Genomic DNA, 21,932 nt, shown 5'->3' with positions numbered 1-21,932 from the left:
ACCACTCTCGGCCCCGGCCGTGCCCGTGTCAGACCGTCGCCGGCTTCGTGCTGACCGTGTCGGGATCGAACACGACGCGCTGCCGCGTGCGCTCGATGTCCGGGTCGGGGACCGGGATCGCCGAGAGCAGAGCCTTGGTGTACGGGTGCTGCGGATTGTCGAACACCTCGTCGACATCGCCGTGCTCGACGAAATCACCGAGGTACATCACGGCGACCCGATCGGCGATGTGGCGGACGACGGAGAGGTCGTGCGCAACGAAGAGGTACGACAGCCCGAGCTTGGCCTTGAGCTCATCGAGGAGATTGATCACGCCGGCCTGGATCGACACGTCGAGCGCGGAGACCGGCTCGTCGAGAACGACGATCTTGGGGTTCGTCGACAGCGCGCGGGCGATGCCGATGCGCTGTCGCTGACCACCCGAGAACGCCTGGGGGAAGCGATCGCGATGCGCCGGATTGAGGCCGACGAGATCCATCAGCTCACCGACACGACGGTGCACCTCGGCGCTCGGCGTTCCGATCGCGAGAAGCGGCTCTGCGATGATGTCGGCGACGGTCAGGCGAGGATCCAGAGCACCCATCGGGTCCTGGAACACGATCTGGATGTCGCGACGCAGAGCGCGCTCGACCTTGTGGCTGCGGATGTCGTTGACACTCGTGCCGGCGATCACGATGTCGCCCTCGGTCTGCTTGACCATGTCCATGATCTGCAGCAGCGTCGTCGTCTTGCCGGAGCCGGACTCGCCGACGATGGCCATCGTCTCGCCCTCGCGCACGTCGAAGCTGATCCCCTTGATCGCGTGGACCTCACCGACCTTGCGCTTGAGGAATGCCCCCTTGAGAAGGGGGAACGTCTTGGTGAGGTTCTTCACCTCGAGCGTGATCGGCCGCTCCTCGCGGGGAAGGCGCGTGAGGTCGCTCTCGGGGACCTCACGCACGGGGTAGACCGGTAGCCCGCCGAGCATGCCGCCATCCTCGATTTCGTCCGCCCGGATGCAGGCCGCACGGTGTTCTGACACGCCTCCCGTGTGAACGGGGAGAAGCTCCGGCTCCTTCGCGCGGCAGGCGTCGATCACGATGGGGCAGCGGTCCGCGAACGGGCATGCGTCGGGCAGGTCGATGAGCAGGGGCGGGTTGCCCTTGATCGGAGTCAGAGGCTCCTTCTCGGCCTTGTCCACGCGCGGGATGGCGCCGAGGAGTCCGATCGAGTAGGGCATCCGGGTCTTGTGGAACAGCTCCCTGACCGGGGCCTGCTCGACGGGCTTGCCCGCGTACATGACCATGACGTCGTCGGCGGTGCGGGCCACGACACCCATGTCATGCGTGATCATCATCACGGCAGCGCCGGTCTCGTCCTGTGCCTTCTCGATGAGGTCGAGGATCTGTGCCTGAATCGTCACGTCCAGAGCAGTGGTCGGCTCGTCGGCGATGATCAGCTTGGGGTCGTTCGCCATCGCGATGGCGATGACGACGCGCTGGCGCATGCCTCCGGAGAACTCGTGGGGGAAGGCCTTCATGCGCTTCTCCGGCTCCGGGATCCCGACGAGCTTGAGGAGGTCGATGGCCCGGGCGTTGGCCTCTTTGCCGCTCATGTTGCGGTGCACCGTCAATGCCTCGATCAGCTGCGTGCCGATCGTGTACACGGGGGTCAGCGAGGTCAGCGGGTCCTGGAAGATCATCGACAGGCCGTTGCCGCGGATCGTGGAGAGCTGCGCGTCCGTCTTGCCGATCAGCTCCTGGCCGTCGAACATGATCGAGCCCGACACCTTGGCGTTCTCGTCGAGCAGGCCCATCACCGCCAGGGAGGTGACCGACTTGCCCGACCCGGACTCTCCGACGATGCCAAGGGTCTTCCCGGCCTCGAGGTCGAAGGAGACGCCGCGGACGGCGTGGACACGGCCGGCCTCAGAGGCGAAGCTGACGTTGAGGTCGCGGACGGAGAGGATGGGGCTCATGCGCGGCCTCCAGCAGCCGAGGTGGGATCGAGGGCATCACGCAGACCGTCGGCGATGAGTGCCATCGACACGGTGAGCAGAGTGAGGACGAGGGCCGGGAAGTAGAACAGCCACGGCGAGCTCGTGATGGTCGTGCTGCCCTCGCCGATCAGGGAGCCGAGGGAGACATCGGGGATCTTGACGCCGAAGCCGATGAACGACAGACCGGTCTCGGTGGTCACGGCGGCGACGATGCCCAGGGTGAAGTTGATCACCAGCAGTGATCCGATGTTGGGGACCAGGTGCCGCAGGACGATGCGTCCGCCACGGACCCCCATGTAGCGCGCGGCCTGCACGTACTCGCGTTCGCGGAGCGACAGCGCCATCGTCCAGATGATGCGCGCGGGGAAGAACCATCCGACGAAGATCATCACCAGGGCGATGACCCACCAGACGCCGCCGGAGTCGTTCGAGACGACCGACAGGATGAGGAAGGTCGGGACGACCATCATGAAGTGGATCACCAGAAGGGCGATGCGCTCGAACCAGCCGCCGAAGTAGGCGGCGGCCGTGCCGACGAGTGCCGAGAGGATCGTCGTGCCGAGCGAGACCGTGATGGCGATCATGAGCGAGCGCTGCAGACCGACAGCGGTCTGCGTGTACGTGTCGTTCCCGGCGCCGTTGGTCCCGAACCAGTGGTCGGCCGACGGGGGCGAGCTCAAAGCCAGGAAGTCCATGTCATTCACGGCGTAGCGCGACAGCAACGGTCCGAGCGTCGCGAAGAGGATCAGGACGAACAGCACGATGATGCCGCCGACAGCGGGCTTGTTGCGCAGGAACCGGCGCGTGTACAACGTCCACTTCGAGAGCGACTTGTCGGCGGGCTGCGGAGGCCCGACGGGCGGCTCGACGAGGGGATCGATCATTTCCGTGGTCATTTTCAGCTCACCCTCACTCGCGGGTCGAGGATGACCACGATGATGTCCGCCAGCACGGCGCCGATCGCGGTCAGAACGGCGCCGAACGCGGCGACCGCCACGACACCGTTGATGTCGTTCTGGTTGATGGTGTCGAGGAAGTAGCGCCCCATGCCCTGCCAGGCGAAGATCGTCTCCGTCAGGATCGCGCCGGTGAAGATCGTCGGGATCGTGAAGGCGACCTGGGTGGCGACCGGGATGAGGGACGTGCGGAGCGCGTGCTTCCGGATCGCCTGGGCCTTCGTGAGCCCCTTGGCGCGCGCCGTGCGGACGTAATCGGCGTTGATGTTGTCGAGCAGCAGGGAGCGCTGAAGGAAGTGATACTGGGCGTAACCGACCAGCACCAGAGCGATGGTCGGCAGGGTGACGTGCTGGAGCGCATCGACGATCGTGGGGAAGAAGCCGGTGACCCCGGGACTGGAGGAGCCGGTGACGTAGAAGATGCGCACGCCGGTCGCTTCGTTGAGGGCGATGGCGAGGAGTACCACGGCGAGACCCGCCACGATGATGTTGATGTTCATCGTGATGATCGAGGTCGCCTGGCCGATGCGGTCGGCGAGCTTGTACTGACGAGAGGCGGTGTACACGCCCAGCCAGACGCCGAGCACGGCGGCGATGATCGTGGCGCCGAGGACGAGCTCGGCGCTGACCCACATGCGATAGGCGACCTGCTCGTTCACCGACTGCCCCGTCGGGCTGACGCCCCAGTCCCATCGCAGCAGAATCCCCGAGAACCAGTTCCACCACCGTTCGATCAGCGGGACTGTGTCGCTCAGGTTGCGGGGGATGAGGACGTTGTCGATCTGCTCAGGACTGAGCGGAGGGCGCCGACCCACGTAGTTGCTGCGCGGATCGAGGAAGCCCCACGCGAGGAAGTAGGTGAGGTTCGTCGCGACCACGATCATGAGCAGCCAGCCGAGGGCACGGCGCGCGAGGTACTTGATCAAGGGGGATTTGTCTTTCTCTTCTCCAGACGCGCTCGGGGTCTGCCGACGCAACGCTGAGCCGGGCGGATGATCGGGTTTCATCCGCCGTTCCGCGCGACGCGACAGCCCTCACGGAGTCTGTGACGGAGTCGTATCGCTTACGGGATCCGGTGTCACGGATTGATCCCGGGCAACTTCGGGAGACTATCACCGATACGCACGAATGGGGATTATGAGGACCCTCACCGTAGAATCGACGGGACATGTCCCCACGCGCTCTCACCCCGCTTCAGCCTGCCGCGACGCCGGCTGCGCAGATCCGTAACTTCTGCATCATCGCCCACATCGACCACGGCAAGTCGACCCTGGCCGACCGCATGCTCCAGATCACCGGTGTGGTCGCGGAGCGGGACATGCGCGCCCAGTACCTCGACCGGATGGACATCGAGCGCGAGCGCGGCATCACGATCAAGAGCCAGGCGGTGCGGATGCCGTGGGCTCTGGGGCAGGCGCAGGGCCCGGACGAGGTGTTCGCGCTCAACATGATCGACACCCCCGGTCACGTCGACTTCACGTACGAGGTCTCCCGGTCGCTGGCCGCGTGCGAGGGTGCCATCCTGCTCGTCGACGCGGCGCAGGGCATCGAAGCCCAGACGCTGGCCAACCTCTACCTCGCGCTGGAGAACGACCTCCACATCATCCCCGTCCTCAACAAGATCGACCTCCCCGCCGCCGACCCCGAGAAGTACGCGAAGGAGCTGGCCTCGCTCATCGGGGGCAAGCCGGAGGACGTGCTGCGTGTCTCGGGGAAGACCGGCATGGGCGTCGAGGATCTCCTCGACAGGATCGTCGAGGAGATCCCGGCACCGGTGGGCGACGCGGACGCACCCGCGCGGGCCATGATCTTCGACTCCGTGTACGACGCCTACCGCGGCGTGGTCACCTACGTGCGGATGGTCGACGGCAGCCTCTCGCCCCGCGAGCGGATCCAGATGATGTCCACCGGCGCGAACCACGAGGCCCTCGAGGTCGGCGTGTCGAGCCCGGAGCCCACTCCGACCAAGGGGCTCGGCGTCGGCGAGGTGGGCTACCTCATCACCGGCGTGAAGGATGTGCGGCAGTCGAAGGTCGGCGACACGATCACGAACGCCCGCAAGCCCGCGGCGGAGGCGCTTCCCGGCTACACGGACCCCAAGCCGATGGTCTTCTCGGGCATCTACCCGATCGACGGCAGCGACTACGCCGAACTGCGCGAGGCGCTGGACAAGCTCAAGCTCTCCGACGCCTCGCTGCAGTACGAGCCGGAGACCTCCGTGGCGCTCGGCTTCGGGTTCCGCTGCGGGTTCCTCGGCCTGCTGCACCTGGAGATCGTGACCGAGCGTCTTTCGCGGGAGTTCGGCCTCGACCTCATCACCACCGCCCCGAGCGTGATCTACGAGGTCGTGACGAGCGACACCGGCGAGACGGTGACCGTGACGAACCCGAGCGAGTACCCCGACGGCCGTATCGGCTCGGTGTCGGAGCCGATGGTGAAGGCGGCGATCCTGCTGCCCAAGGACTACGTCGGCACCGTCATGGAGCTGTGCCAGTCGCGGCGCGGCACGCTGCTGGGCATGGAGTACTTCTCCGAAGAGCGCGTCGAGCTGCGCTACAACATGCCGCTCGGCGAGATCGTGTTCGACTTCTTCGACCAGCTCAAGTCAAAGACGCAGGGCTACGCGTCCCTGGACTACGAGCCGTCGGGGCAGCAGGAGGCCGACCTGGTCAAGGTCGACATCCTCCTGCAGGGCGAGAAGGTCGACGCGTTCAGCTCGATCGTGCACCGGGACAAGGCCTACGCCTACGGCACGATGATGGCGGAGCGGCTGCGCAAGCTCATCCCTCGCCAGCAGTTCGAGGTGCCGATCCAGGCCGCGATCGGTGCCCGCATCATCGCCCGCGAGACGATCCGCGCGATCCGCAAGGACGTGCTCGCCAAGTGCTACGGCGGTGACATCACCCGAAAGCGCAAGCTCCTCGAGAAGCAGAAGGAGGGCAAGAAGCGCATGAAGATGGTGGGCCGCGTCGAGGTTCCGCAGGAGGCGTTCATCGCCGCGCTCTCCGGCGACGTCGAGACCAAGGACAAGAAGTAGCCCACCGCCGCTGAGCCGGTCGGTCCACGCTGGGTCGCTGAGCTTGTCGAAGCGGGTCCGTCCGCGCTGGGTCGCTGAGCGTGTCGAAGCGCGCGGTTCTCAGGGTCCGTCCGCGCTGGGTCGCTGAGCGTGTCGAAGCGCGCGGTTCTCAGGGTCCGTCCGCGCTGGGTCGCTGAGCTTGTCGAAGCGCGCGGTTCTCAGGGTCCGTCCGCGCTGGGTCGCTGAGCGTGTCGAAACGCGCGGTTCTCAGGGTCCGTCCGCGCTGGGTCGCTGAGCGTGTCGAAACGCGCGGTTCTCAGGGTCCGTCCGCGCTGGGTCGCTGAGCTTGTCGAAGCGCACTGTACGACCTCGACAACGACGGAAGGTCCTCCCACCGATTCTCGATCAACGCCATCTTCTTCCGACGACTCCATCCCTGGATCTGCTTCTCCCGGAAGAAGGCCGCGTCGACGGTGTCGAAGTGCTCCGCGTAGACCAGCGAGACCGGTCTCCGGTGGCGCGTATGGATGGCGGCGAACGCGTCGTCGTGGTTGTGCTCCCAGATGCGGGCTTCGAGGTCGCCGTTCGTGCTGCCCGTGTAGAAGCTGCCGTCACGGCATTCGAGGATGTAGGTCCATGGCATCCGGCCATCATGGTGGAGGTGTGTGCGGGTTTCCCGGGGCATGGGCGATTCCTTCGACAAGCTCAGGGACCGAGCGTTTTGTGGAGGAGCCCTTCGACAAGCTCAGGGACCCACCCTTCGACAAGCTCAGGGACCCACCCTTCGACAAGCTCAGGGACCCACCCTTCGACAGGCTCAGGGACCCACCCTTCGACAGGCTCAGGGACCCGGTCGACGCCGGGGGATGTGACGGCGTGCGGCGCGGGGGGTGTTCGCTCAGGGAACCCGAAGTAGGCTGGAACTCATGCGGCGCGGGACTTTCCGAGACGACACGGTGGACTATGCGGCCGTGGGTGCGACCCACGCCCCCGATCTGATGCAGTACCCGCCGGAGCGCAGCATCCCGGCGGAGGAATCCTGGCGGATCGGGAGCGGCGAGGAGCGATTCCAGACGGCCGGCGAAGCCCTGCTGTCCTGGACGGCGCAGCGTGCGGCCGGGCTGTCGGTGGAAGACGTCCGCCCTGCTCCCGGCCCCGCGTACGCCGGCGTGAGCTTCGATGCCGAGGGCAACCCCATCGCACCGAGCAAGCGCGACGTGGAGCCGCGGTATGACGCGGAGGGGGTGCCCTTCGTGGGCGCGGGCATGACGCTGCGCCTGAGCGGCCGAGTGGGTGGGATGCGCGCTGACTCGGAGCTGCGCGTGATCTCCGTCACCGAGGAGACCCGGCGGATCGGCTTCGTGCTGGGCACGGTCGGGGGCTCCGTCGTGAGCGGCGAGGAGTCGTTCGACGTGGACTGGCGAGAGGACAACGACGAGGTCTGGTTCACGGTCCGCGCCTTCGACGCCCCGAACACGCTGCTCTACCGTCTCGTTCCCGCACTGATGAAGCGCCGCCGTCGCGAGCTCTTCGCGCGCTATCTCCGCGCGATCTCCCCGCTCTACGCGACCCCGGTGTGATGGCGGGACCACTTCCGCTCGGGGATCCGGCGCCCGCGGACGGGCGGCTCCCCGCAGACCTTCCGATCTCCGCCGAGACGCCGTTCTCCGCCTACCTGCACATCCCGTTCTGTCGCGTGCGCTGCGGCTACTGCGACTTCAACACGTACACGTCCGGCGAGCTGCATGGAGCGAAGCAGGAGGACTACGCGTCCACCCTCATCGGCGAGATCGCCCTGGCGCGTACCGTCCTGGACGAGGCCGGAGCGCTGCGCCCGATGGACACGGTCTTCTTCGGCGGCGGCACGCCCACGCTGCTTCCCGCGGGAGACCTCGCCCGCATGCTGGGAGCGGCCACCGCGGCGTTCGGACTCGCACCGGGCGCCGAGGTCACGGTCGAGGCCAATCCCGACACCGTGACGCCGGAGGTCGCGCGCATCCTCGCCGAGGCGGGGGTCACGAGGCTGTCCATCGGCATGCAGTCCGCCGTTCCGCACGTCCTCGCCGCGCTCGACCGGACGCACCGGCCCGAGAACGTGCGCACCGCCGTCGCCGCGGCGAAGGATGCAGGACTCGCGGTCAGCGTCGACCTCATCTACGGCGCACCGGGGGAGAGCCTCGCCGACTGGGAGGCCTCGCTCGACGCCGCCCTCGCCCTGGAGTCGGACCACGTCTCCGCGTATGCCCTCATCATCGAGGACGGCACCAAGCTCGCGCGACAGATCCGTCGCGGTGAGGTGCCGACTCCGGACGACGACCTGCAGGCGGACATGTACGAGCTGGCGGACGAGCGCCTCGCCGCCGCCGGGTTCGAGTGGTACGAGGTCAGCAACTGGGCTCGCAGCGAGGGGCAGCGGTCGCGCCACAACCTCGCGTACTGGCGAGGGAGCGACTGGTGGGGCTTCGGCCCCGGCGCCCACAGCCACGTCGCCGGCCTCCGGTGGTGGAACGTCAAGCATCCCGCCGCCTACGCGCAGCGGCTGGCGGCCTCGTCGTCGCCGGCAGCAGGGCGCGAAAGGCCGGACCCGGACGCGCAGACGCTCGAGCGCATCCTCCTCCTCAGCCGCATCCGCGAGGGGATCGCGGTGACAGACGTCCCGGAGCAGAACAGGGATCGGGTGGCCGGGCTCATCGCCGACGGCCTGATCGACGCGGCGGCGGCGATTCGCGGGCGCGTCCAGCTCACGCTCCGCGGCCGTCTCCTCGCCGATGCCGTGGTGCGCGAGCTGACGGACTGAGCCGCGACGCCGGGCTGTCCGCCTTCGGAGATCTCCCGGTCGCAGGAGGTAGGATTGGCACTCGGGGCGGCAGAGTGCCAGCATCCGGTCGGCGGGAAGGGGAACCCATGGTCACAGAGCGAGGGCTGCAGGTCCTCCGCGCGATCGTGCAGGACTACGTCGAGACGCACGAGCCCGTGGGCAGTCGTTCCATCGTCGACCGTCATTCCTTCGGCGTCTCGGCGGCGACCATCCGCAACGACATGGCGCAGCTGGAGGACGAGGAGCTGATCACGGCTCCGCACACGTCATCCGGACGCGTGCCGACGGACAAGGGCTACCGGGTGTTCGTCAACCACCTCGCCCAGCTCCGCCCGCTCTCCACCGCGCAGCGTTCCGCCATCGAGTCGTTCCTCGCCGACCCGGCCGACCTCGACGATCTGATGGTCCGGACGGTGCGCGTGCTCACGCAACTCACCGGACAGGTAGCGTTGGCGCAGTATCCGTCGTTCGCGAGAGCGCACGTGACCCACGTGGAGCTCGTCACGCTGGCCCCCAACCGGCTCCTCATCGTCCTCGTGACGGACGCGGGCGGGGTGTCCCAGCGGATCACCGCACTGCCGGACACGATCGACGAAGCGGACCTCGCGGTGCTTCGCGCGCGACTGTCCGCCCTCATCACCGGGCAGGCGATCGCGTCGGCTTCCGACCGGCTTCAGGCGCTCCTCGCCACGGAGGAGACGCCCCATGATCGTGTGCTCCGCGCGGTCGCCGGCGTCGTGATCGACGAACTCGGCGGCTTCCGGCAGGAGCGGCTCGTGATGGCCGGAGCCGCGACCCTGGCGCGGCGGGAACAGGACTTCCGCGGCAGCATCCACCCCCTCCTCGAGGCCATCGAGGAGCAGGTCACGCTGCTGCGGCTGATGAGCGAGATGGTGCCCGACGAGCACGGCCTCGCGGCGAGCATCGGCACCGAGAACGCCTCCTTCGGGCTCGGCGAGGCGTCGATCGTCGCCAGCAACTACGCGGCGCCCTCGGGGACCGCGCGGGTCGGTGTCATGGGGCCCACCCGGATGGACTATCCGAGCAACCTCGCGGCGGCACGGGCGGTCGCCCGCTACCTGTCGCGGATGCTCGACGACGACGAGGCCGGCCGCTGAGGCGGCCCCCACGGAAACACACGCAGAAGGGCGATTGTGGCGGACCACTACGAGGTTCTCGGGGTGTCCCGGGACGCTTCCACCGATGAGATCAAGAAGGCGTATCGGCGCCTGGCACGGCAGCTCCACCCGGACGTGAATCCGGGCGAGGAAGCCGCGGAGAAGTTCAAGCTCGTCACGCACGCCTACGACGTGCTCAGCGACGAGGAGTCACGCCGACGCTACGACATGGGCGGCGGTGACGGCGCGAACAACTTCGGCGGCTTCGGCGGCTTCGGCGACATCTTCGAGACGTTCTTCGGTGCGTCACAGGGCGGCGGACGCGGCGCCCGTCCGCGATCGCGGCGAGAGCGCGGTCAGGACGCGCTCGTCCGGGTCACCCTCGACCTCGGCGACGTCGTCTTCGGCGCACACCGCGACATCGAGGTCGACACGGCCGTGCTCTGCGAGACCTGTCAGGGCTCGTGCTGCCAGGAAGGCACGTCGCCGGTCACCTGCGACATCTGCGGCGGCACGGGGCATGTGCAGCGTCAGGTGCGGAGCCTTCTCGGCAACGTCGTCACCTCCCAGCCGTGCGGCACCTGCGAGGGCTACGGCACGACCATCCCGTACCCCTGTGGAACCTGTGGCGGGCAGGGACGCGTCCGCTCGCGCCGCACGGTGTCCCTCGACATCCCGGCGGGCGTCGAGACCGGACTGCGGCTGCAGCTCCCCGGCTCCGGCGAGGTCGGCCGCGCGGGCGGCCCGAACGGCGACCTCTACGTGGAGGTCACCGTCAACCCGCACCCCGCGTTCAGCCGTGACGGCGACGACCTGCTCGCCACGCTCGAGGTGTCCATGACCGATGCCATCCTCGGCACCGAGACCTCGATCGAGGGTCTCGACGGGGAGGTCGACCTGGAGATCCGCGCCGGTGTGCAGTCCGGTGACGTGCTGACCATCAAGGGGCGAGGCATCACGCCGCTGCGCGGCACCCAGCGCGGCGACCTCCGCGTCGGCGTGCAGGTGGTCACCCCCACCAAGCTCGACTCCGCACAGCGCAAGCTCATCGAGGACTTCGCCAAGAAGAACAAGGCGCCGGGCCCGCAGCTCGCGCAGTTCCAGCAGGGTCTGTTCTCCAAGCTGCGCGACCGCTTCCGCACCCACTGATCGTGGCCCTGCACTTCCTCGTCGAATCCGCGGGTGACGCTGCGGCGGGCGGCCTCGTCTCGCTGACCGGTGCCGAGGCGAAGCATGCGGCCGTCGTCAGGCGGCTTCGCGTCGGCGAGGCCGTCACGGTCGGCGACGGCCGGGGCGTCTGGCTGACCGGCGTCGCCGAAGAGGTGTCGCCGTCGCGCGTCGACGTCCGGATCACCGAGCGCGTCGAGCACGAGCCGGCGAGTCCGCGCCTCGTGCTCGTGCAGGCGCTCGCGAAGGGCGACCGCGACGAGCTCGCCGTGCAGGCCGCGTGCGAACTGGGTGTCGACGAGGTCGTGCCGTGGCAGGCGGGTCGCAGCGTGTCGCGCTGGGAGGGACCGAAGGCGGTGAAGGGGCGCGAGCGCTGGGCGACGATCGTCCGTGAGGCCGCGAAGCAGGCGCACCGTGCCTGGGTACCCGAGGTGGCCGCCCCGGAGACGACCGCACAGCTCGCGAGCCGCGCGGCGACGCAGCGCGTGCTCCTGCTCGACCCGACCGCGCCCGCGCGGCTCTCCGCGCTGGTGCCGGACGACCGTGACCTCGTGCTCGTGGTGGGTCCGGAGGGCGGGATCGCTCCGGAGGAGCTCGAGAAGCTCACGGCCGCGGGCGCCGAACGCGTGCTGCTCGGCGACACCGTGCTGCGCACGTCCACGGCGGGCCCCGCGGCCATCGCCGTGCTGTCCGCGGCCCTCGGGCGCTGGTGACCGGCCGCGCCGCGCGTCCCCCCAGTAAGCTGAGAGCATGAGCGAACCCTCGATCTTCACGCGCATCCTCACCGGGGACATCCCCGGGGAGATCCTGCTCGACACGGGCCGCGTCTTCGCGATCCGCGACATCGATCCGCAGGCGCCGCTCCATGTGCTCGTCATCCCCAAGACCGAGGAGTACCGCGACGTGACCGAGCTCGCGGCCGGGGATCCCGCCCTGCTGGCCGAGATGGTCGCCGCCGCCAAGCGCATCGCGGAGGAACACGCCAACGGCGAGTACCGCCTCATCTTCAACAACGGCGCGAGTGTCGCGCAGTCCGTCTTCCACGTGCACGCCCATGTGCTCGGCAACCTCGAGGAGAACAAGCTCGTTGGCTTCTGACGATCAGGAAAACGTCACCGAACGGCTCTATGCCGACGGCGTCGCGATGGTGCAGCTGCTCGGTCCGCAGGACCGGCTGCTGCGGATGCTCGAGCGCGAGCACCGCGACGTGCAGGTGCTCGTCCGCGGCAACGAGATCACCCTCACGGGCGCGCGCGAGGCCGTCGCCAAGGCCAAGACCCTCGTCGACGAGCTCCTCACGATGACCAAGGCGGGGCACGATCTCGCCCCGAGCGACGTGTCCAGCTCGGCACGCATGCTGCGTCAGGACGGCGGCCCGCGGCCCAGCGAGGTGCTGGGCGAGGCGATCCTCTCCACGCGCGGCAAGGTGATCCGGCCGAAGACCCTCGGTCAGAAGGAGTACGTCGACGCGATCGAGGAGAACACGATCGTGTTCGGCATCGGTCCGGCCGGAACGGGCAAGACCTACCTGGCGATGGCCAAGGCCGTCCAGGCGCTGCAGCGCAAGGAGGTCACCCGCATCATCCTCACCCGTCCAGCGGTCGAGGCGGGGGAGCGCCTCGGGTTCCTTCCCGGCACGCTCACCGACAAGATCGATCCGTACCTGCGGCCGCTCTACGACGCGCTCAACGAGATGATGGATCCGGAGATCGTGCCGCGCCTGATGGCGACGGGCACCATCGAGGTCGCGCCCCTCGCGTACATGCGCGGACGCACCCTCAACGACTCCTTCGTCGTGCTCGACGAGGCGCAGAACACCACGCCCGAGCAGATGAAGATGTTCCTCACCCGTCTCGGGTTCGGCACGAAGATGGTCGTCACCGGCGACATCACCCAGGTCGACCTCCCGCAGGGCGCTTCCGGCCTCCGCCTGGTCACCCGGGTGCTCGACGGCATCGACGACATCCACTTCTCCCGTCTCACCAGTGACGACGTGGTCCGGCACTCCCTGGTGGGGCGCATCGTCGACGCCTACAGCGAGTACGACGAGCGGCGCGTGGCGCAGCGGGCCGAGCGCGAGCAGGCGCACGAGTTCGCCAACCGCGCCGAGCGCCGCGGCGCCCAGCGACCAGGACCACGCGACCGCATGCCGAAACGAGGGCTCTCATGATCGAGATCAACAACGAGTCGGCCATCGATGTCGACGAGACCGTGCTGCAGCGGCTGACGGACTTCAACCTCGCGCAGCTCCACGTCAGCCCGGACGCCGAGGTGGCCATCGTGCTCGTCGACGAGGGCGCCATGGAGGCGCTGCACGTGCAGTGGATGGACGAGCCGGGGCCGACCGACGTCCTGAGCTTCCCGATGGACGAGCTCCGGCCCGGCACCGAGGACCGTCCGACGCCTCCCGGGCTGCTCGGCGACATCGTCCTCTGCCCGCAGGTCGCGGAGACGCAGGCGCAGGCCGCCGGCCACACCCTCATGGACGAGCTCATCCTGCTCACCACGCACGGGCTGCTGCACCTGCTCGGGTTCGACCACGCCGAGCCGGATGAGGAGCGGGAGATGTTCGGGCTGCAGAAGCAGCTCATCCAGGGCTTCGCCGCGTCCGAGCGCCGCCGGCGATGACGGAGCTGCTGCTGCTCGTCGCCGCGGTGCTGCTGGTGGCGTTCGGCGGCCTCATGGCCGCGATCGACGCGGCATACGGCGTGACCTCGCGCGCCGGACTCGAGGACATGGCGACCGAGGGACGCCGTGCGAAGGCCCTCGGGCGCATCGCCGCCGACCTGGACGCGCACGTCAACGCCGTCGCCTTCATCCGTGTTCTCGCGGAGGTGACGGCCGCCGTGCTCGTCACCGTGGCGTTCACGATCGTCTTCGAGAACATCTGGTGGGCGATGCTCGCCGCCGCCATCCTGATGACCGGCATCACCTTCGTCCTCGTCGGGGCGAGTCCGCGGACGTTCGGTCACCAGCACGCCGAGAGCATGATCCGCGGGAGCGCGGCCATCGTGCGCGGACTCCGGATCATCCTGGGTCCCATCGCCCAGGGGCTCGTCGTCCTGGGCAACCGTGTCACCCCGGGGACCGGACGCAGTTCGTTCTCCAGCGAGGACCAGCTGCTCAGCATGGTCGATGAGGCCGCGTCCAACGACCTCATCGAGGAGGACGACCGCGATCTCATCCACTCGGTGTTCGACTTCACCGACCAGTTCGTCCGGGCGGTGATGGTGCCGCGCACCGAGATGGTCACCGTGGGCGCGGAGGCGACGACCGACGAGGCCATGTCGCTCTTCCTTCATCGCGGGGTGTCCCGCATGCCCGTCGTCGACGATGAGGCCGACGACGTCGTCGGGGTGCTGTATCTCAAGGACCTCGTGCAGTTCGCGTACCGGGACGACAGCGCCTGGCGCGCAGCATCCATCCGTCCGATCGCTCGGCCGGCCACGTTCGTCCCCGAGTCGATGCGCGCGGAGACGCTGCTGCAGCAGATGAAGCGCGACGCCGTGCACGTCTGTCTCGTGATCGACGAGCATGGCGGGATCTCCGGCCTGGTGACGCTGGAGGACCTCATCGAGGAGCTCGTGGGGGAGATCTCGGACGAGTACGATCAGGTGTCCGCCGAGTTCGTCGACCTGGGCGACGGCCGCTATCGGGTGAGCTCCCGGCTCTCACTGGAGGACGTGGGCGATCTGTTCGGTCTGGAGCTCGAGGACGAGGACGTCGACTCCATCGGCGGCCTGCTCGGCAAGACGCTCGGCCAGGTGCCGCAGCCCGGTGCGACGGCGACAGTCCACGGGCTCGTGCTCACCGGGGGCGCGTCCCGCGGGCGGGGGCGCGGGATCGCGACGGTGTTCGTGGAACGGGCGGCAGAGCCCGAAGAAGTGCAGGATGAAGGAGAGCGGCGCGATGACTGAAGACACCCGGAGCGGGTTCGTGACTTTCGTCGGGCGGCCGAACGTGGGCAAGTCCACGCTCACCAACGCCCTGGTCGGCGAGAAGATCGCCATCACCAGCGAGAAGCCGCAGACCACGCGCCGCGCGATCCGCGGCATCCTCAACCGGCCGGACGGGCAGCTCGTCATCGTCGACACTCCCGGCATCCACAAGCCGCGCACACTCCTCGGCGAGCGGCTGAACGATCTCGTGGAGCAGGTCCTGGGCGACGTGGACGTGATCGGCTTCTGCGTGCCCGCGACCGAGAAGGTCGGTCCCGGCGACCGCCGCATCGCCGCCTCGCTGGACGGTTACCCGCGTGCGCAGAAGATCGCGATCGTCACCAAGACCGACGCCGCGGGTCGCGACGAGATCACCGAGCGGCTGATGGAGGTCGACTCCCTCCGGGAGGACTGGGCCGCGGTGATCCCGCTGTCGGCGCTGACGCGGGATCAGCTCGAGGTGCTGGCGGACGAGATCCTGCAGCTCATGCCGGAGGGGCCCGCACTCTACCCCGAGGGCGTCACCACCGACGAGTCCGTGGAAGACCGGATCGCGGAGATCATCCGCGAGGCCGCGCTCGACGGCGTGCGCGACGAGCTCCCGCACTCGATCGCCGTCGTCGTCGATGACATCTCCCCGCGGGAGGACAGCGACCTCACCGACGTGCATGCCTCCATCGTCGTCGAGCGGGACAGCCAGAAGGCGATCATCATCGGCCACAGGGGCAAGCGTCTCCGCGACGTGGGAGCGCGCGCCCGCGCCGGCATCGAGGAGCTTCTCGGGACCCGCGTGTTCCTCGGGCTCCACGTCAAGGTCGCGAAGGAGTGGCAGCGCGACCCCAAGCAGCTCGGGCGGCTCGGGTTCTGACATGCCGGACAGCAGGACGTCGGAGGCGGCGGGCCGACCGCCGACCCCACCGACATGATCGGCCGCGGCGAAGACCCGAGCTCGCTGCGGAACGAGGTCTTCACACGAGTGTTCGACGAGCACTGGGCGACGGTGCGCCACCACATCGAGGGCGTCGTCCCCGATGACGACGAGGTCAGCGAGATCGTGTCCGAGGTGTTCCTCGTGGCGTGGTCGCGACTGCGGCCCTCGCGGCCGCCGGGGAAGGTCTGGCTGCTCCGTCAGACCGACCGCCAGCTCCGCGCGCGGGCTCGGCGTTCGTCCACTGTGCACGGCGCGATCGACGCCGTGCACGCGGGACTCTCCGGCGACCCCGAGGCCCTCGGCGGGTTCGGGCGCAGCGAAGTGCTCAGAGCTTTGGGTGTCCTCACTCCGGGGCAACGGCGTATCATCATGCTCACGTACTGGGATGGACTCGCGGTGGGGGAGATCGCGGAGCTGCTGCGCACTTCTGAGTCCCGGGTACGGAAGACGTTGGCTCGTGCCGAAGATCGGCTGCGAGAGACGCTGGGACTGGAGGGGACGGGGAGCGCGTGATGTCTGACAATGCCCTGCTCGAGCGCGTGCTCGTCGAGGCCGATCCCGCGCGCACGCCGCGCGATGCCGAGCCGGATGCGCGCGCGATCGCCGCGCGAGACCGCATCATCCGGTCCGCGCGTGCCCCGCGACGACGGCGAGCCAAGACGATCGGCTGGGCGGCAGGGCTGACGGCTGTCGCCGCGTCCGCCGCTGTGGCGATCGGCGTCCTCCTCCCGCAGGGAGCCGCCGTGGCGGGAGCGCCGTCTCCGCTCGTGTTCGAGGATGCCGGTTCCCTGGGCGACACGGTGGCCGCGGCGGAGGCGGATCTCGAGGTCTTCAGTCCACCCACGGAACCGGAGCGCTCGACACGCACGGCCTTCTGGTCGTACAACGTCGAGGTCGACACCGAACGGGCCGAAGTCGTGCCGCAGTTCGCGACCTTCACCTGGGAGGAGGATCTCTCGGGAGAGGCCGTCGCCATCAACGGTGAGCCGTACGCGCCGACGGATGCGGTGGCGAACGGACAGGCCGAGGTGAAGAGCACGGGCGAGGTGGCATCCCGTGTCGTCCTCGCTCCGGGTGAGTTCGTCACTCCCGTCGTCGATGTCCCGGGCGATTCCGCCGAGGACGTCCGGGCACTGCTGGTCGCCTTCGACATGCCCGAGCAGCCCACCGCGTTCGAGGTGGTGACGGCGATCACCTCCGTCTTCGGGCAGTGGACGCTCACGAACGCGCAGCACGCCGAGCTGCTGACCCTGATCGAGGAGTCCGGGGGCGCGGAGGCCCTGGGGACGACGAACGATCGGCTCGGCCGCCCGGTCTCCGGGATCCGGGTCGTCTCCGCCGACGGCGTCGTCCGTGACGACGTGCTCGTATCGCTCGACACCGGCCGCATCGTGGGTCTCGAACGGACTGTGCTCAAGGACGACGGGGTGTTCCCCGCGGGGGCGATCGTCGACTACCGGATGTGGGACATCGACGAGGAGACGCTGCGATGACACGACTGCGCATCGCCGTCGTGCTCGGACTGGCCCTGGTCCTGACCGGAGCGGGCGGTCCTGTCGTCGCGGCCACTGCTGAGGAGCCGCCGCTCGACCCGCTGATGGTGCGCATCCTCGACGAGGTGCCCGGTGGCGTGGTGATCGACGCCGGCAGCGCCGTATGGCCGAAGCTCGACATGGAGTACACCTCGAACATGGCGACCGTCCGCACGATGGCGCGAGCGGTCGGGAACTGTGCGACCGGTCGCATCTGCGCGTACCGGGAGCTCAATCGCGTCGGCGCCATGCTGAGCTGGGGAAGCTGTACGACCATCGCGATCCCGTCCTCCTTCGCGACGAAGTCGGCGGCGAACGCCCGCACCTCCGGTTACATGCAGGTCCGGAACGGGAGCACGGTCCTGGCGACGGTCTCCGCCAATGCGTGGAGCAACATCTCCGGCTCCGCGACCAACATCCGCTGCTTCCTCTGACGGCAGGACGGCTGACCATGGCGAGACACTGGGTGGCGCGGGTGGCGGGATCTCCCGATTCGTGGGAGTTCGAGGAGTATGAGCCCGCGGCGCCGCGCGAGGGCGAGGTCACGATCCGGGTCCGGGCCGCGGGGGTGAATCCGGCCGACGCGAAGCATGTCGCCGCCGCCCGGCCGGGGATCGAGTTCCCGGTGCCCATCGGCTACGAGGTCTCGGGTGAGCTCGCGGCGATCGGCCCCGAGACCCGCATCGGTTCCGGTGAGGCCGACGTCGGCGATGAGGTCGTGGCGTTCCGCGTGCGGGGCGGTTACGCGACCGAGGTCACGGTACCCGCGGCGAAGGTGTTCGCGAAGCCGTCCACGCTCACCCACCCGGAAGCGGCCAACCTCCTGCTCGTCGGCACGACGGCCGCGGAGATGCTCGCCGTCACCGGGGCGACGCCGGGGGAAACGGTTTTGCTGCACGGGGCGTCGGGCGCGGTCGGTGTCAGCGTGCTGCAGCAGGCGCGGCTCCGGGATGTCCGGGTCATCGGCACCGCCAGCCCCGAACGCTTCGGCGAGGTCCGCCGTTTCGGTGGGATCCCGGTGGCCTACGGCTCCGGACTCGCTGATCGGGTACGAGCGCTGGCCGACGGACCGATCGCGGCGGCTCTGGACGCGGTGGGCACGGACGAGGCCGTCGACGTGTCGCTCGCCCTGGTGTCCGATCGCCGCCGGATCGTCACGATCGCGAACTTCGCGCGAGCGTCGGCCGACGGGTTCCTCGCCATCGCGGGGTCGATGCCCGACAGCGCCCGGTTCCGCGACGAGGTGCGCAGCGAGCTCATCGCCCTGGCGCAGAACGGTGACCTGGTGGTGCCGCTCGCACGCACGTTCCCGCTCGCCGAGGCGCCCGAGGCCCATCGGCTCCTCGCCACCGGTCACCCGGGCGGCAAGCTCGCCCTTGTCACCGACGCCTAGTCGATCTCGCGGAGCGCAGACGTGACGACGACCACGTCCTCGCCGTACTCGGCATCCACCGCGTCCTGCAGCGTCCCGTCGTCCCAGACGACCTGGAGCCACACGTAGCCGCGGTCCGCCGACACGGCGAGCGCGTCCGCGCCGAGGCGTCCGGTGATGTCGTTCTGCACCCGATCCAGCTCGTCCGCCGAGCTCGTGCCGTCGATGCCGGCCGTCGGATCCTCCGGAGCCATCGGATCGTAGAGCGCGAGGAGCGCCGGGGGACCGGCCACCGTGAATCGCTCGCCGTCCCACGTGCCGGTCACCGCGTAGGCCCCCCACCGCGTCTCCCCGGACGACTCGCGACCGTCCAGACCCTCCCAGCTCCACTCGTCGAGCGGGACGCCGTCGCACTGCGGCGGATACGACTCGCGGATCGCGCCGAGACACAGCCGCACGTCCCCGGACTCGTCGAGCACGGTTCCCGTGGCGACGACGCGCCCCTTCGGTGGTGCGGGTTCCGCCTCCTCCAGGAGCATGTCCGAGGGGACGGTCGTGCTTGTCGGCGGAGCGGACGCTCCCGGCGCGGTGGCACAGCCGGCCAGCAGCAACAGCACTGCCGTCGCGACGCCGACGGCGGTGACAGGGCGGTCGCGGAGGATGCTCATACCGACCAGTGTCGCGCGGGCACGCACCGTCTCAGACGTCGAAACGCCCGCGGCTTCCCTGCTAGCATGACCACATGCCTTTCGGCGGTCTGCTTCTTCTTAGCTGCCGCGACGAGTCCTAAAGCTAGGGCCTTCCTCGTCGCGGCGCTTGTGTTGGCCCGTACATCTTGACGAAGAGAAGAAGCCCCATCATGCAGAACACCCAGCGCCCGTCCGCGATGCCGATCCACAAGTACCGGCCGTTCCACGAGCAGATCAACGTCCACCTGCCTGACCGCACCTGGCCCGATGCCCGCATCACCGAGGCGCCCCGCTGGTGCGCCGTCGACCTCCGCGACGGCAACCAGGCCCTCATCGACCCCATGTCGCCCGAGCGCAAGCGCGTCATGTTCGAGCTGCTCGTCAGCATGGGGTACAAGGAAATCGAGGTCGGCTTCCCCTCTGCGAGTCAGACCGACTTCGACTTCGTGCGTCAGCTGATCGAGGAGAACCTCATCCCGGATGACGTCACGATCCAGGTCCTGACGCAGGCACGCGAGCATCTGATCGCGCGCACCTACGAGGCCATCGCCGGTGCCAAGCAGGCCATCGTGCACCTGTACAACTCCACGAGCGTGCTGCAGCGCGAGGTCGTGTTCCGCACCGACAAGCAGGGCATCATCGACATCGCGCTCGAGGGCGCTCGGCTGTGCCGTCGGTTCGAGAAGACGATCCCGGACACGCAGGTGTACTACGAGTACTCCCCGGAGAGCTACACCGGCACCGAGCTGGAGTTCGCGGTCGACGTCTGCAACCAGGTCATCGAGATCTTCGAACCCACGCCGGACCGCAAGGTCATCATCAACCTCCCCGCGACCGTGGAGATGGCGACGCCGAACGTCTACGCCGACTCGATCGAATGGATGAGCCGTCACCTGAACCACCGCGAGAACGTGATCCTGTCGCTGCACCCGCACAACGACCGCGGCACCGCGATCGCCGCGGCCGAGCTGGGGTACATGGCCGGAGCCGACCGCATCGAGGGGTGCCTCTTCGGCAACGGGGAGCGCACGGGCAACGTCGACCTCGTCGCCCTCGGCATCAACATGTTCACGCAGGGCATCGACCCGCAGATCGACTTCAGCGACATCGACCAGGTCAAGCGCACGGTCGAGTACTGCAACCAGCTGCCGGTTCCGGAGCGCAGCCCGTGGGCCGGGGACCTCGTCTTCACGGCGTTCAGTGGCTCGCACCAGGACGCCATCAAGAAGGGCTTCGAGGCCATGGCCGCCGAGGCCGAGGCGCAGGGTGTCACGGTCGATGAGATCGAGTGGGCCGTGCCGTACCTGCCCGTGGACCCGAAGGACCTCGGTCGCTCCTACGAGGCCGTCATCCGCGTGAACTCCCAGTCCGGCAAGGGCGGCGTCGCGTACCTGCTGAAGTCCGACCATGCGATCGATCTGCCACGCAAGCTCCAGATCGAGTTCTCCGGGGTCGTGCAGGCCAAGACGGACGCCGAGGGCGGCGAGGTCACCAGCGACCAGATCTGGTCGATCTTCACCGACGAGTACCTGCCGGCCGCCGACACCGAGGCGAAGTGGGGCCGGTTCGAGCTGCTCGCCACCAAGACCCGGAGCGACATGTCCGGTGACGTCGTGCTCGACGTCGTGCTGCGGGACGACGACCAGGAGGTCTCCGTATCGGGCAACGGCAACGGTCCGGTCGCGGCGTTCGTCGAGGTGCTCCGGGGTCAGGGCTTCGACATCACGGTCTACGACTACGTCGAGCACGCTCTCAGCGCCGGTGGTGACGCGCAGGCCGCCGCGTATGTCGAGCTGCAGGTGGGAGACCAGCGCCTGTGGGGAGTCGGCATCGACGGTGACATCTCGACCGCGTCGCTCAAGGCGATCGTGTCCGGTGTGAACCGGTCGATCCGCAGCCGTCAGCAGGAGCTGGCCGCCGTCTGACACTCTTTCGAATCGCGCGATTGGTCGTATTCGGCCGCCGGATGGGACCAATCGCGCGATTCGAAGCGGGGGATCAGTCCACCCACTGCACCAGCTGCCAGATGAGGCCGTTGGGGTCGGCGAACTGGCAGTATCGCTCGCCCCAGGGCTCGGTCTCGGGAGGGGTGACCACGCGAGCGCCAGCGGCCGCGATCCGGGCGAACTCGTCGTCGATTTCGTCGACGACGAAGACGATCAGAGTTCCCTGACCGGCGGATCCGGCGATCTCCTGCGGGCGGAACGTCGACAGCCCCGTCTCGAGGAAGATGACATTCGGCACGGGCCCCGGGTGCTGCAACGAGACGAAGCCCTCCGCGGACATCGCCTCCTCGAAACCGAAGTGCGTCATGGCGAAGGCTGCGGAGGCTGCGACGTCGGGGACGTTGAGCGAGAGAGCGGTCTGGGTGATGTTCACGGTTCTCCATTCCTAAAGGCTGTACAGCGTATAGGGTT

General features: G+C 68.6%; 22 protein-coding genes. 16 read left to right on the top strand and 6 right to left on the bottom strand.

What is annotated here, in order from left to right; all coding sequences use genetic code 11:
• Nucleotides 1-28: 28 nt before the first annotated feature.
• The 3 genes from KZC57_RS03205 to KZC57_RS03195 are packed head-to-tail and all read right to left on the bottom strand — an operon-like array spanning nt 29 to nt 3,860.
• Nucleotides 29-1,957 (bottom strand): ABC transporter ATP-binding protein, encoded by a 1,929-nt coding sequence (locus KZC57_RS03205; protein WP_247641022.1) that lies wholly within the window; start codon nt 1,955-1,957, stop codon nt 29-31.
• Nucleotides 1,954-2,874 carry an ABC transporter permease gene (locus tag KZC57_RS03200; RefSeq protein ID WP_060921466.1) on the bottom strand — a complete coding sequence of 307 codons (921 nt, stop codon included), beginning with the start codon at nt 2,872-2,874 and terminating at the stop codon, nt 1,954-1,956. Before KZC57_RS03200 ends, KZC57_RS03205 begins: the two co-directional genes overlap by 4 nt.
• Before the next feature lie 2 nt (nt 2,875-2,876).
• Complete coding sequence (locus tag KZC57_RS03195) at nt 2,877-3,860, bottom strand: ABC transporter permease (protein WP_060921467.1); 984 nt, start codon at nt 3,858-3,860, stop codon at nt 2,877-2,879.
• 242 nt (nt 3,861-4,102) lie between these two features.
• Here KZC57_RS03195 and lepA point away from each other — a divergent pair, with 242 nt between their 5' ends.
• Nucleotides 4,103-5,971 (top strand): translation elongation factor 4, encoded by a 1,869-nt coding sequence (lepA, locus tag KZC57_RS03190; RefSeq protein WP_025103696.1) that lies wholly within the window; start codon nt 4,103-4,105, stop codon nt 5,969-5,971.
• 295 nt (nt 5,972-6,266) lie between these two features.
• Here the strand turns inward: lepA and KZC57_RS03185 are convergent, their stop codons facing one another.
• The gene (locus KZC57_RS03185) at nt 6,267-6,593 is read right to left on the bottom strand and encodes a GIY-YIG nuclease family protein (protein WP_144881219.1); all 327 of its coding nucleotides are present in this window, start codon (nt 6,591-6,593) and stop codon (nt 6,267-6,269) included.
• Nucleotides 6,594-6,876: 283 nt separating this feature from the next.
• Between KZC57_RS03185 and KZC57_RS03180 the strand changes: the two genes are divergently transcribed.
• The 14 genes from KZC57_RS03180 to KZC57_RS03115 all read left to right on the top strand — a co-directional run bounded on the left by KZC57_RS03180 (nt 6,877) and on the right by KZC57_RS03115 (nt 18,847).
• Nucleotides 6,877-7,530 (top strand): DUF1990 family protein, encoded by a 654-nt coding sequence (locus KZC57_RS03180; protein WP_060922192.1) that lies wholly within the window; start codon nt 6,877-6,879, stop codon nt 7,528-7,530.
• A complete protein-coding gene (hemW, locus tag KZC57_RS03175) occupies nt 7,530-8,747 on the top strand; it encodes a radical SAM family heme chaperone HemW (protein WP_247641021.1) in 1,218 nt (405 codons plus the stop codon). The genes KZC57_RS03180 and hemW overlap by 1 nt, the downstream gene beginning before the upstream one ends.
• Before the next feature lie 107 nt (nt 8,748-8,854).
• Nucleotides 8,855-9,886, top strand: coding sequence for a heat-inducible transcriptional repressor HrcA (gene hrcA, locus KZC57_RS03170; RefSeq protein ID WP_060922190.1), 1,032 nt, complete (start codon nt 8,855-8,857; stop codon nt 9,884-9,886).
• Between the two features lie 36 nt (nt 9,887-9,922).
• A complete protein-coding gene (dnaJ, locus tag KZC57_RS03165; protein WP_060922189.1) occupies nt 9,923-11,035 on the top strand; it encodes a molecular chaperone DnaJ in 1,113 nt (370 codons plus the stop codon).
• Between the two features lie 2 nt (nt 11,036-11,037).
• Nucleotides 11,038-11,766, top strand: a complete 729-nt coding sequence (locus KZC57_RS03160) for a 16S rRNA (uracil(1498)-N(3))-methyltransferase (protein WP_105949961.1) — start codon at nt 11,038-11,040, stop codon at nt 11,764-11,766.
• Between the two features lie 37 nt (nt 11,767-11,803).
• Nucleotides 11,804-12,151, top strand: coding sequence for an HIT domain-containing protein (locus KZC57_RS03155; RefSeq protein WP_060922187.1), 348 nt, complete (start codon nt 11,804-11,806; stop codon nt 12,149-12,151).
• A 46-nt stretch (nt 12,152-12,197) separates the two neighbouring features.
• Nucleotides 12,198-13,223: a PhoH family protein gene (locus tag KZC57_RS03150; RefSeq protein WP_231919667.1), complete on the top strand. Its 1,026-nt coding sequence runs from the start codon at nt 12,198-12,200 to the stop codon at nt 13,221-13,223.
• Entirely contained in the window at nt 13,220-13,681 is a 462-nt protein-coding gene (gene ybeY / locus KZC57_RS03145) for an rRNA maturation RNase YbeY (protein WP_060922186.1), read from the top strand. Before KZC57_RS03150 ends, ybeY begins: the two co-directional genes overlap by 4 nt.
• Nucleotides 13,678-14,970: a hemolysin family protein gene (locus KZC57_RS03140; RefSeq protein ID WP_025103687.1), complete on the top strand. Its 1,293-nt coding sequence runs from the start codon at nt 13,678-13,680 to the stop codon at nt 14,968-14,970. The genes ybeY and KZC57_RS03140 overlap by 4 nt, the downstream gene beginning before the upstream one ends.
• The gene (gene era, locus KZC57_RS03135) at nt 14,963-15,859 is read left to right on the top strand and encodes a GTPase Era (protein ID WP_247641020.1); all 897 of its coding nucleotides are present in this window, start codon (nt 14,963-14,965) and stop codon (nt 15,857-15,859) included. The genes KZC57_RS03140 and era overlap by 8 nt, the downstream gene beginning before the upstream one ends.
• Nucleotides 15,860-15,913: 54 nt before the next feature.
• Complete coding sequence (locus KZC57_RS03130) at nt 15,914-16,435, top strand: RNA polymerase sigma factor (protein WP_144881218.1); 522 nt, start codon at nt 15,914-15,916, stop codon at nt 16,433-16,435.
• The gene (locus tag KZC57_RS03125) at nt 16,435-17,415 is read left to right on the top strand and encodes a hypothetical protein (protein ID WP_247641019.1); all 981 of its coding nucleotides are present in this window, start codon (nt 16,435-16,437) and stop codon (nt 17,413-17,415) included. The genes KZC57_RS03130 and KZC57_RS03125 overlap by 1 nt, the downstream gene beginning before the upstream one ends.
• Nucleotides 17,412-17,888, top strand: coding sequence for a hypothetical protein (locus KZC57_RS03120; protein WP_060922183.1), 477 nt, complete (start codon nt 17,412-17,414; stop codon nt 17,886-17,888). The genes KZC57_RS03125 and KZC57_RS03120 overlap by 4 nt, the downstream gene beginning before the upstream one ends.
• A gap of 17 nt (nt 17,889-17,905) precedes the next feature.
• Complete coding sequence (locus KZC57_RS03115; RefSeq protein WP_247641018.1) at nt 17,906-18,847, top strand: NADP-dependent oxidoreductase; 942 nt, start codon at nt 17,906-17,908, stop codon at nt 18,845-18,847.
• Here KZC57_RS03115 and KZC57_RS03110 read toward each other — a convergent pair.
• A complete protein-coding gene (locus KZC57_RS03110) occupies nt 18,844-19,494 on the bottom strand; it encodes a hypothetical protein (RefSeq protein ID WP_247641017.1) in 651 nt (216 codons plus the stop codon). The genes KZC57_RS03115 and KZC57_RS03110 overlap by 4 nt on opposite strands.
• Before the next feature lie 191 nt (nt 19,495-19,685).
• Here KZC57_RS03110 and leuA point away from each other — a divergent pair, with 191 nt between their 5' ends.
• The gene (leuA, locus tag KZC57_RS03105; protein ID WP_247641016.1) at nt 19,686-21,440 is read left to right on the top strand and encodes a 2-isopropylmalate synthase; all 1,755 of its coding nucleotides are present in this window, start codon (nt 19,686-19,688) and stop codon (nt 21,438-21,440) included.
• Nucleotides 21,441-21,513: 73 nt separating this feature from the next.
• On the opposite strand, the gene KZC57_RS03100 is transcribed toward leuA, so the two are convergent.
• A complete protein-coding gene (locus KZC57_RS03100) occupies nt 21,514-21,894 on the bottom strand; it encodes a VOC family protein (RefSeq protein WP_144881213.1) in 381 nt (126 codons plus the stop codon).
• Nucleotides 21,895-21,932 lie beyond the last annotated feature (38 nt).

The sequence above is a fragment of the Microbacterium sp. KSW4-4 genome (assembly GCF_023091185.1).
Classification (GTDB): domain Bacteria; phylum Actinomycetota; class Actinomycetes; order Actinomycetales; family Microbacteriaceae; genus Microbacterium; species Microbacterium paraoxydans.
The sequence above is the reverse complement of the archived record's forward strand: the minus strand, read 5'-3'. Positions and strand labels throughout refer to the sequence as shown.

Excerpts from the sequence above, each read along its gene's own strand:
- KZC57_RS03150 (WP_231919667.1), top strand. The coding sequence starts at position 12,198 with ATGGTGCAGCTGCTCGGTCCGCAGGACCGGCTGCTGCGGATGCTCGAG.
- ybeY (WP_060922186.1), top strand. The coding sequence starts at position 13,220 with ATGATCGAGATCAACAACGAGTCGGCCATCGATGTCGACGAGACCGTG.
- KZC57_RS03120 (WP_060922183.1), top strand. The coding sequence starts at position 17,412 with ATGACACGACTGCGCATCGCCGTCGTGCTCGGACTGGCCCTGGTCCTG.
- KZC57_RS03125 (WP_247641019.1), top strand. The coding sequence starts at position 16,435 with ATGTCTGACAATGCCCTGCTCGAGCGCGTGCTCGTCGAGGCCGATCCC.
- hrcA (WP_060922190.1), top strand. The coding sequence starts at position 8,855 with ATGGTCACAGAGCGAGGGCTGCAGGTCCTCCGCGCGATCGTGCAGGAC.
- era (WP_247641020.1), top strand. The coding sequence starts at position 14,963 with ATGACTGAAGACACCCGGAGCGGGTTCGTGACTTTCGTCGGGCGGCCG.
- KZC57_RS03110 (WP_247641017.1), bottom strand. The coding sequence starts at position 19,494 with ATGAGCATCCTCCGCGACCGCCCTGTCACCGCCGTCGGCGTCGCGACG.
- leuA (WP_247641016.1), top strand. The coding sequence starts at position 19,686 with ATGCAGAACACCCAGCGCCCGTCCGCGATGCCGATCCACAAGTACCGG.
- lepA (WP_025103696.1), top strand. The coding sequence starts at position 4,103 with ATGTCCCCACGCGCTCTCACCCCGCTTCAGCCTGCCGCGACGCCGGCT.
- hemW (WP_247641021.1), top strand. The coding sequence starts at position 7,530 with ATGGCGGGACCACTTCCGCTCGGGGATCCGGCGCCCGCGGACGGGCGG.
- KZC57_RS03140 (WP_025103687.1), top strand. The coding sequence starts at position 13,678 with ATGACGGAGCTGCTGCTGCTCGTCGCCGCGGTGCTGCTGGTGGCGTTC.
- KZC57_RS03205 (WP_247641022.1), bottom strand. The coding sequence starts at position 1,957 with ATGAGCCCCATCCTCTCCGTCCGCGACCTCAACGTCAGCTTCGCCTCT.
- KZC57_RS03200 (WP_060921466.1), bottom strand. The coding sequence starts at position 2,874 with ATGACCACGGAAATGATCGATCCCCTCGTCGAGCCGCCCGTCGGGCCT.
- KZC57_RS03115 (WP_247641018.1), top strand. The coding sequence starts at position 17,906 with ATGGCGAGACACTGGGTGGCGCGGGTGGCGGGATCTCCCGATTCGTGG.
- KZC57_RS03180 (WP_060922192.1), top strand. The coding sequence starts at position 6,877 with ATGCGGCGCGGGACTTTCCGAGACGACACGGTGGACTATGCGGCCGTG.
- KZC57_RS03185 (WP_144881219.1), bottom strand. The coding sequence starts at position 6,593 with ATGCCATGGACCTACATCCTCGAATGCCGTGACGGCAGCTTCTACACG.
- KZC57_RS03130 (WP_144881218.1), top strand. The coding sequence starts at position 15,914 with ATGATCGGCCGCGGCGAAGACCCGAGCTCGCTGCGGAACGAGGTCTTC.
- KZC57_RS03155 (WP_060922187.1), top strand. The coding sequence starts at position 11,804 with ATGAGCGAACCCTCGATCTTCACGCGCATCCTCACCGGGGACATCCCC.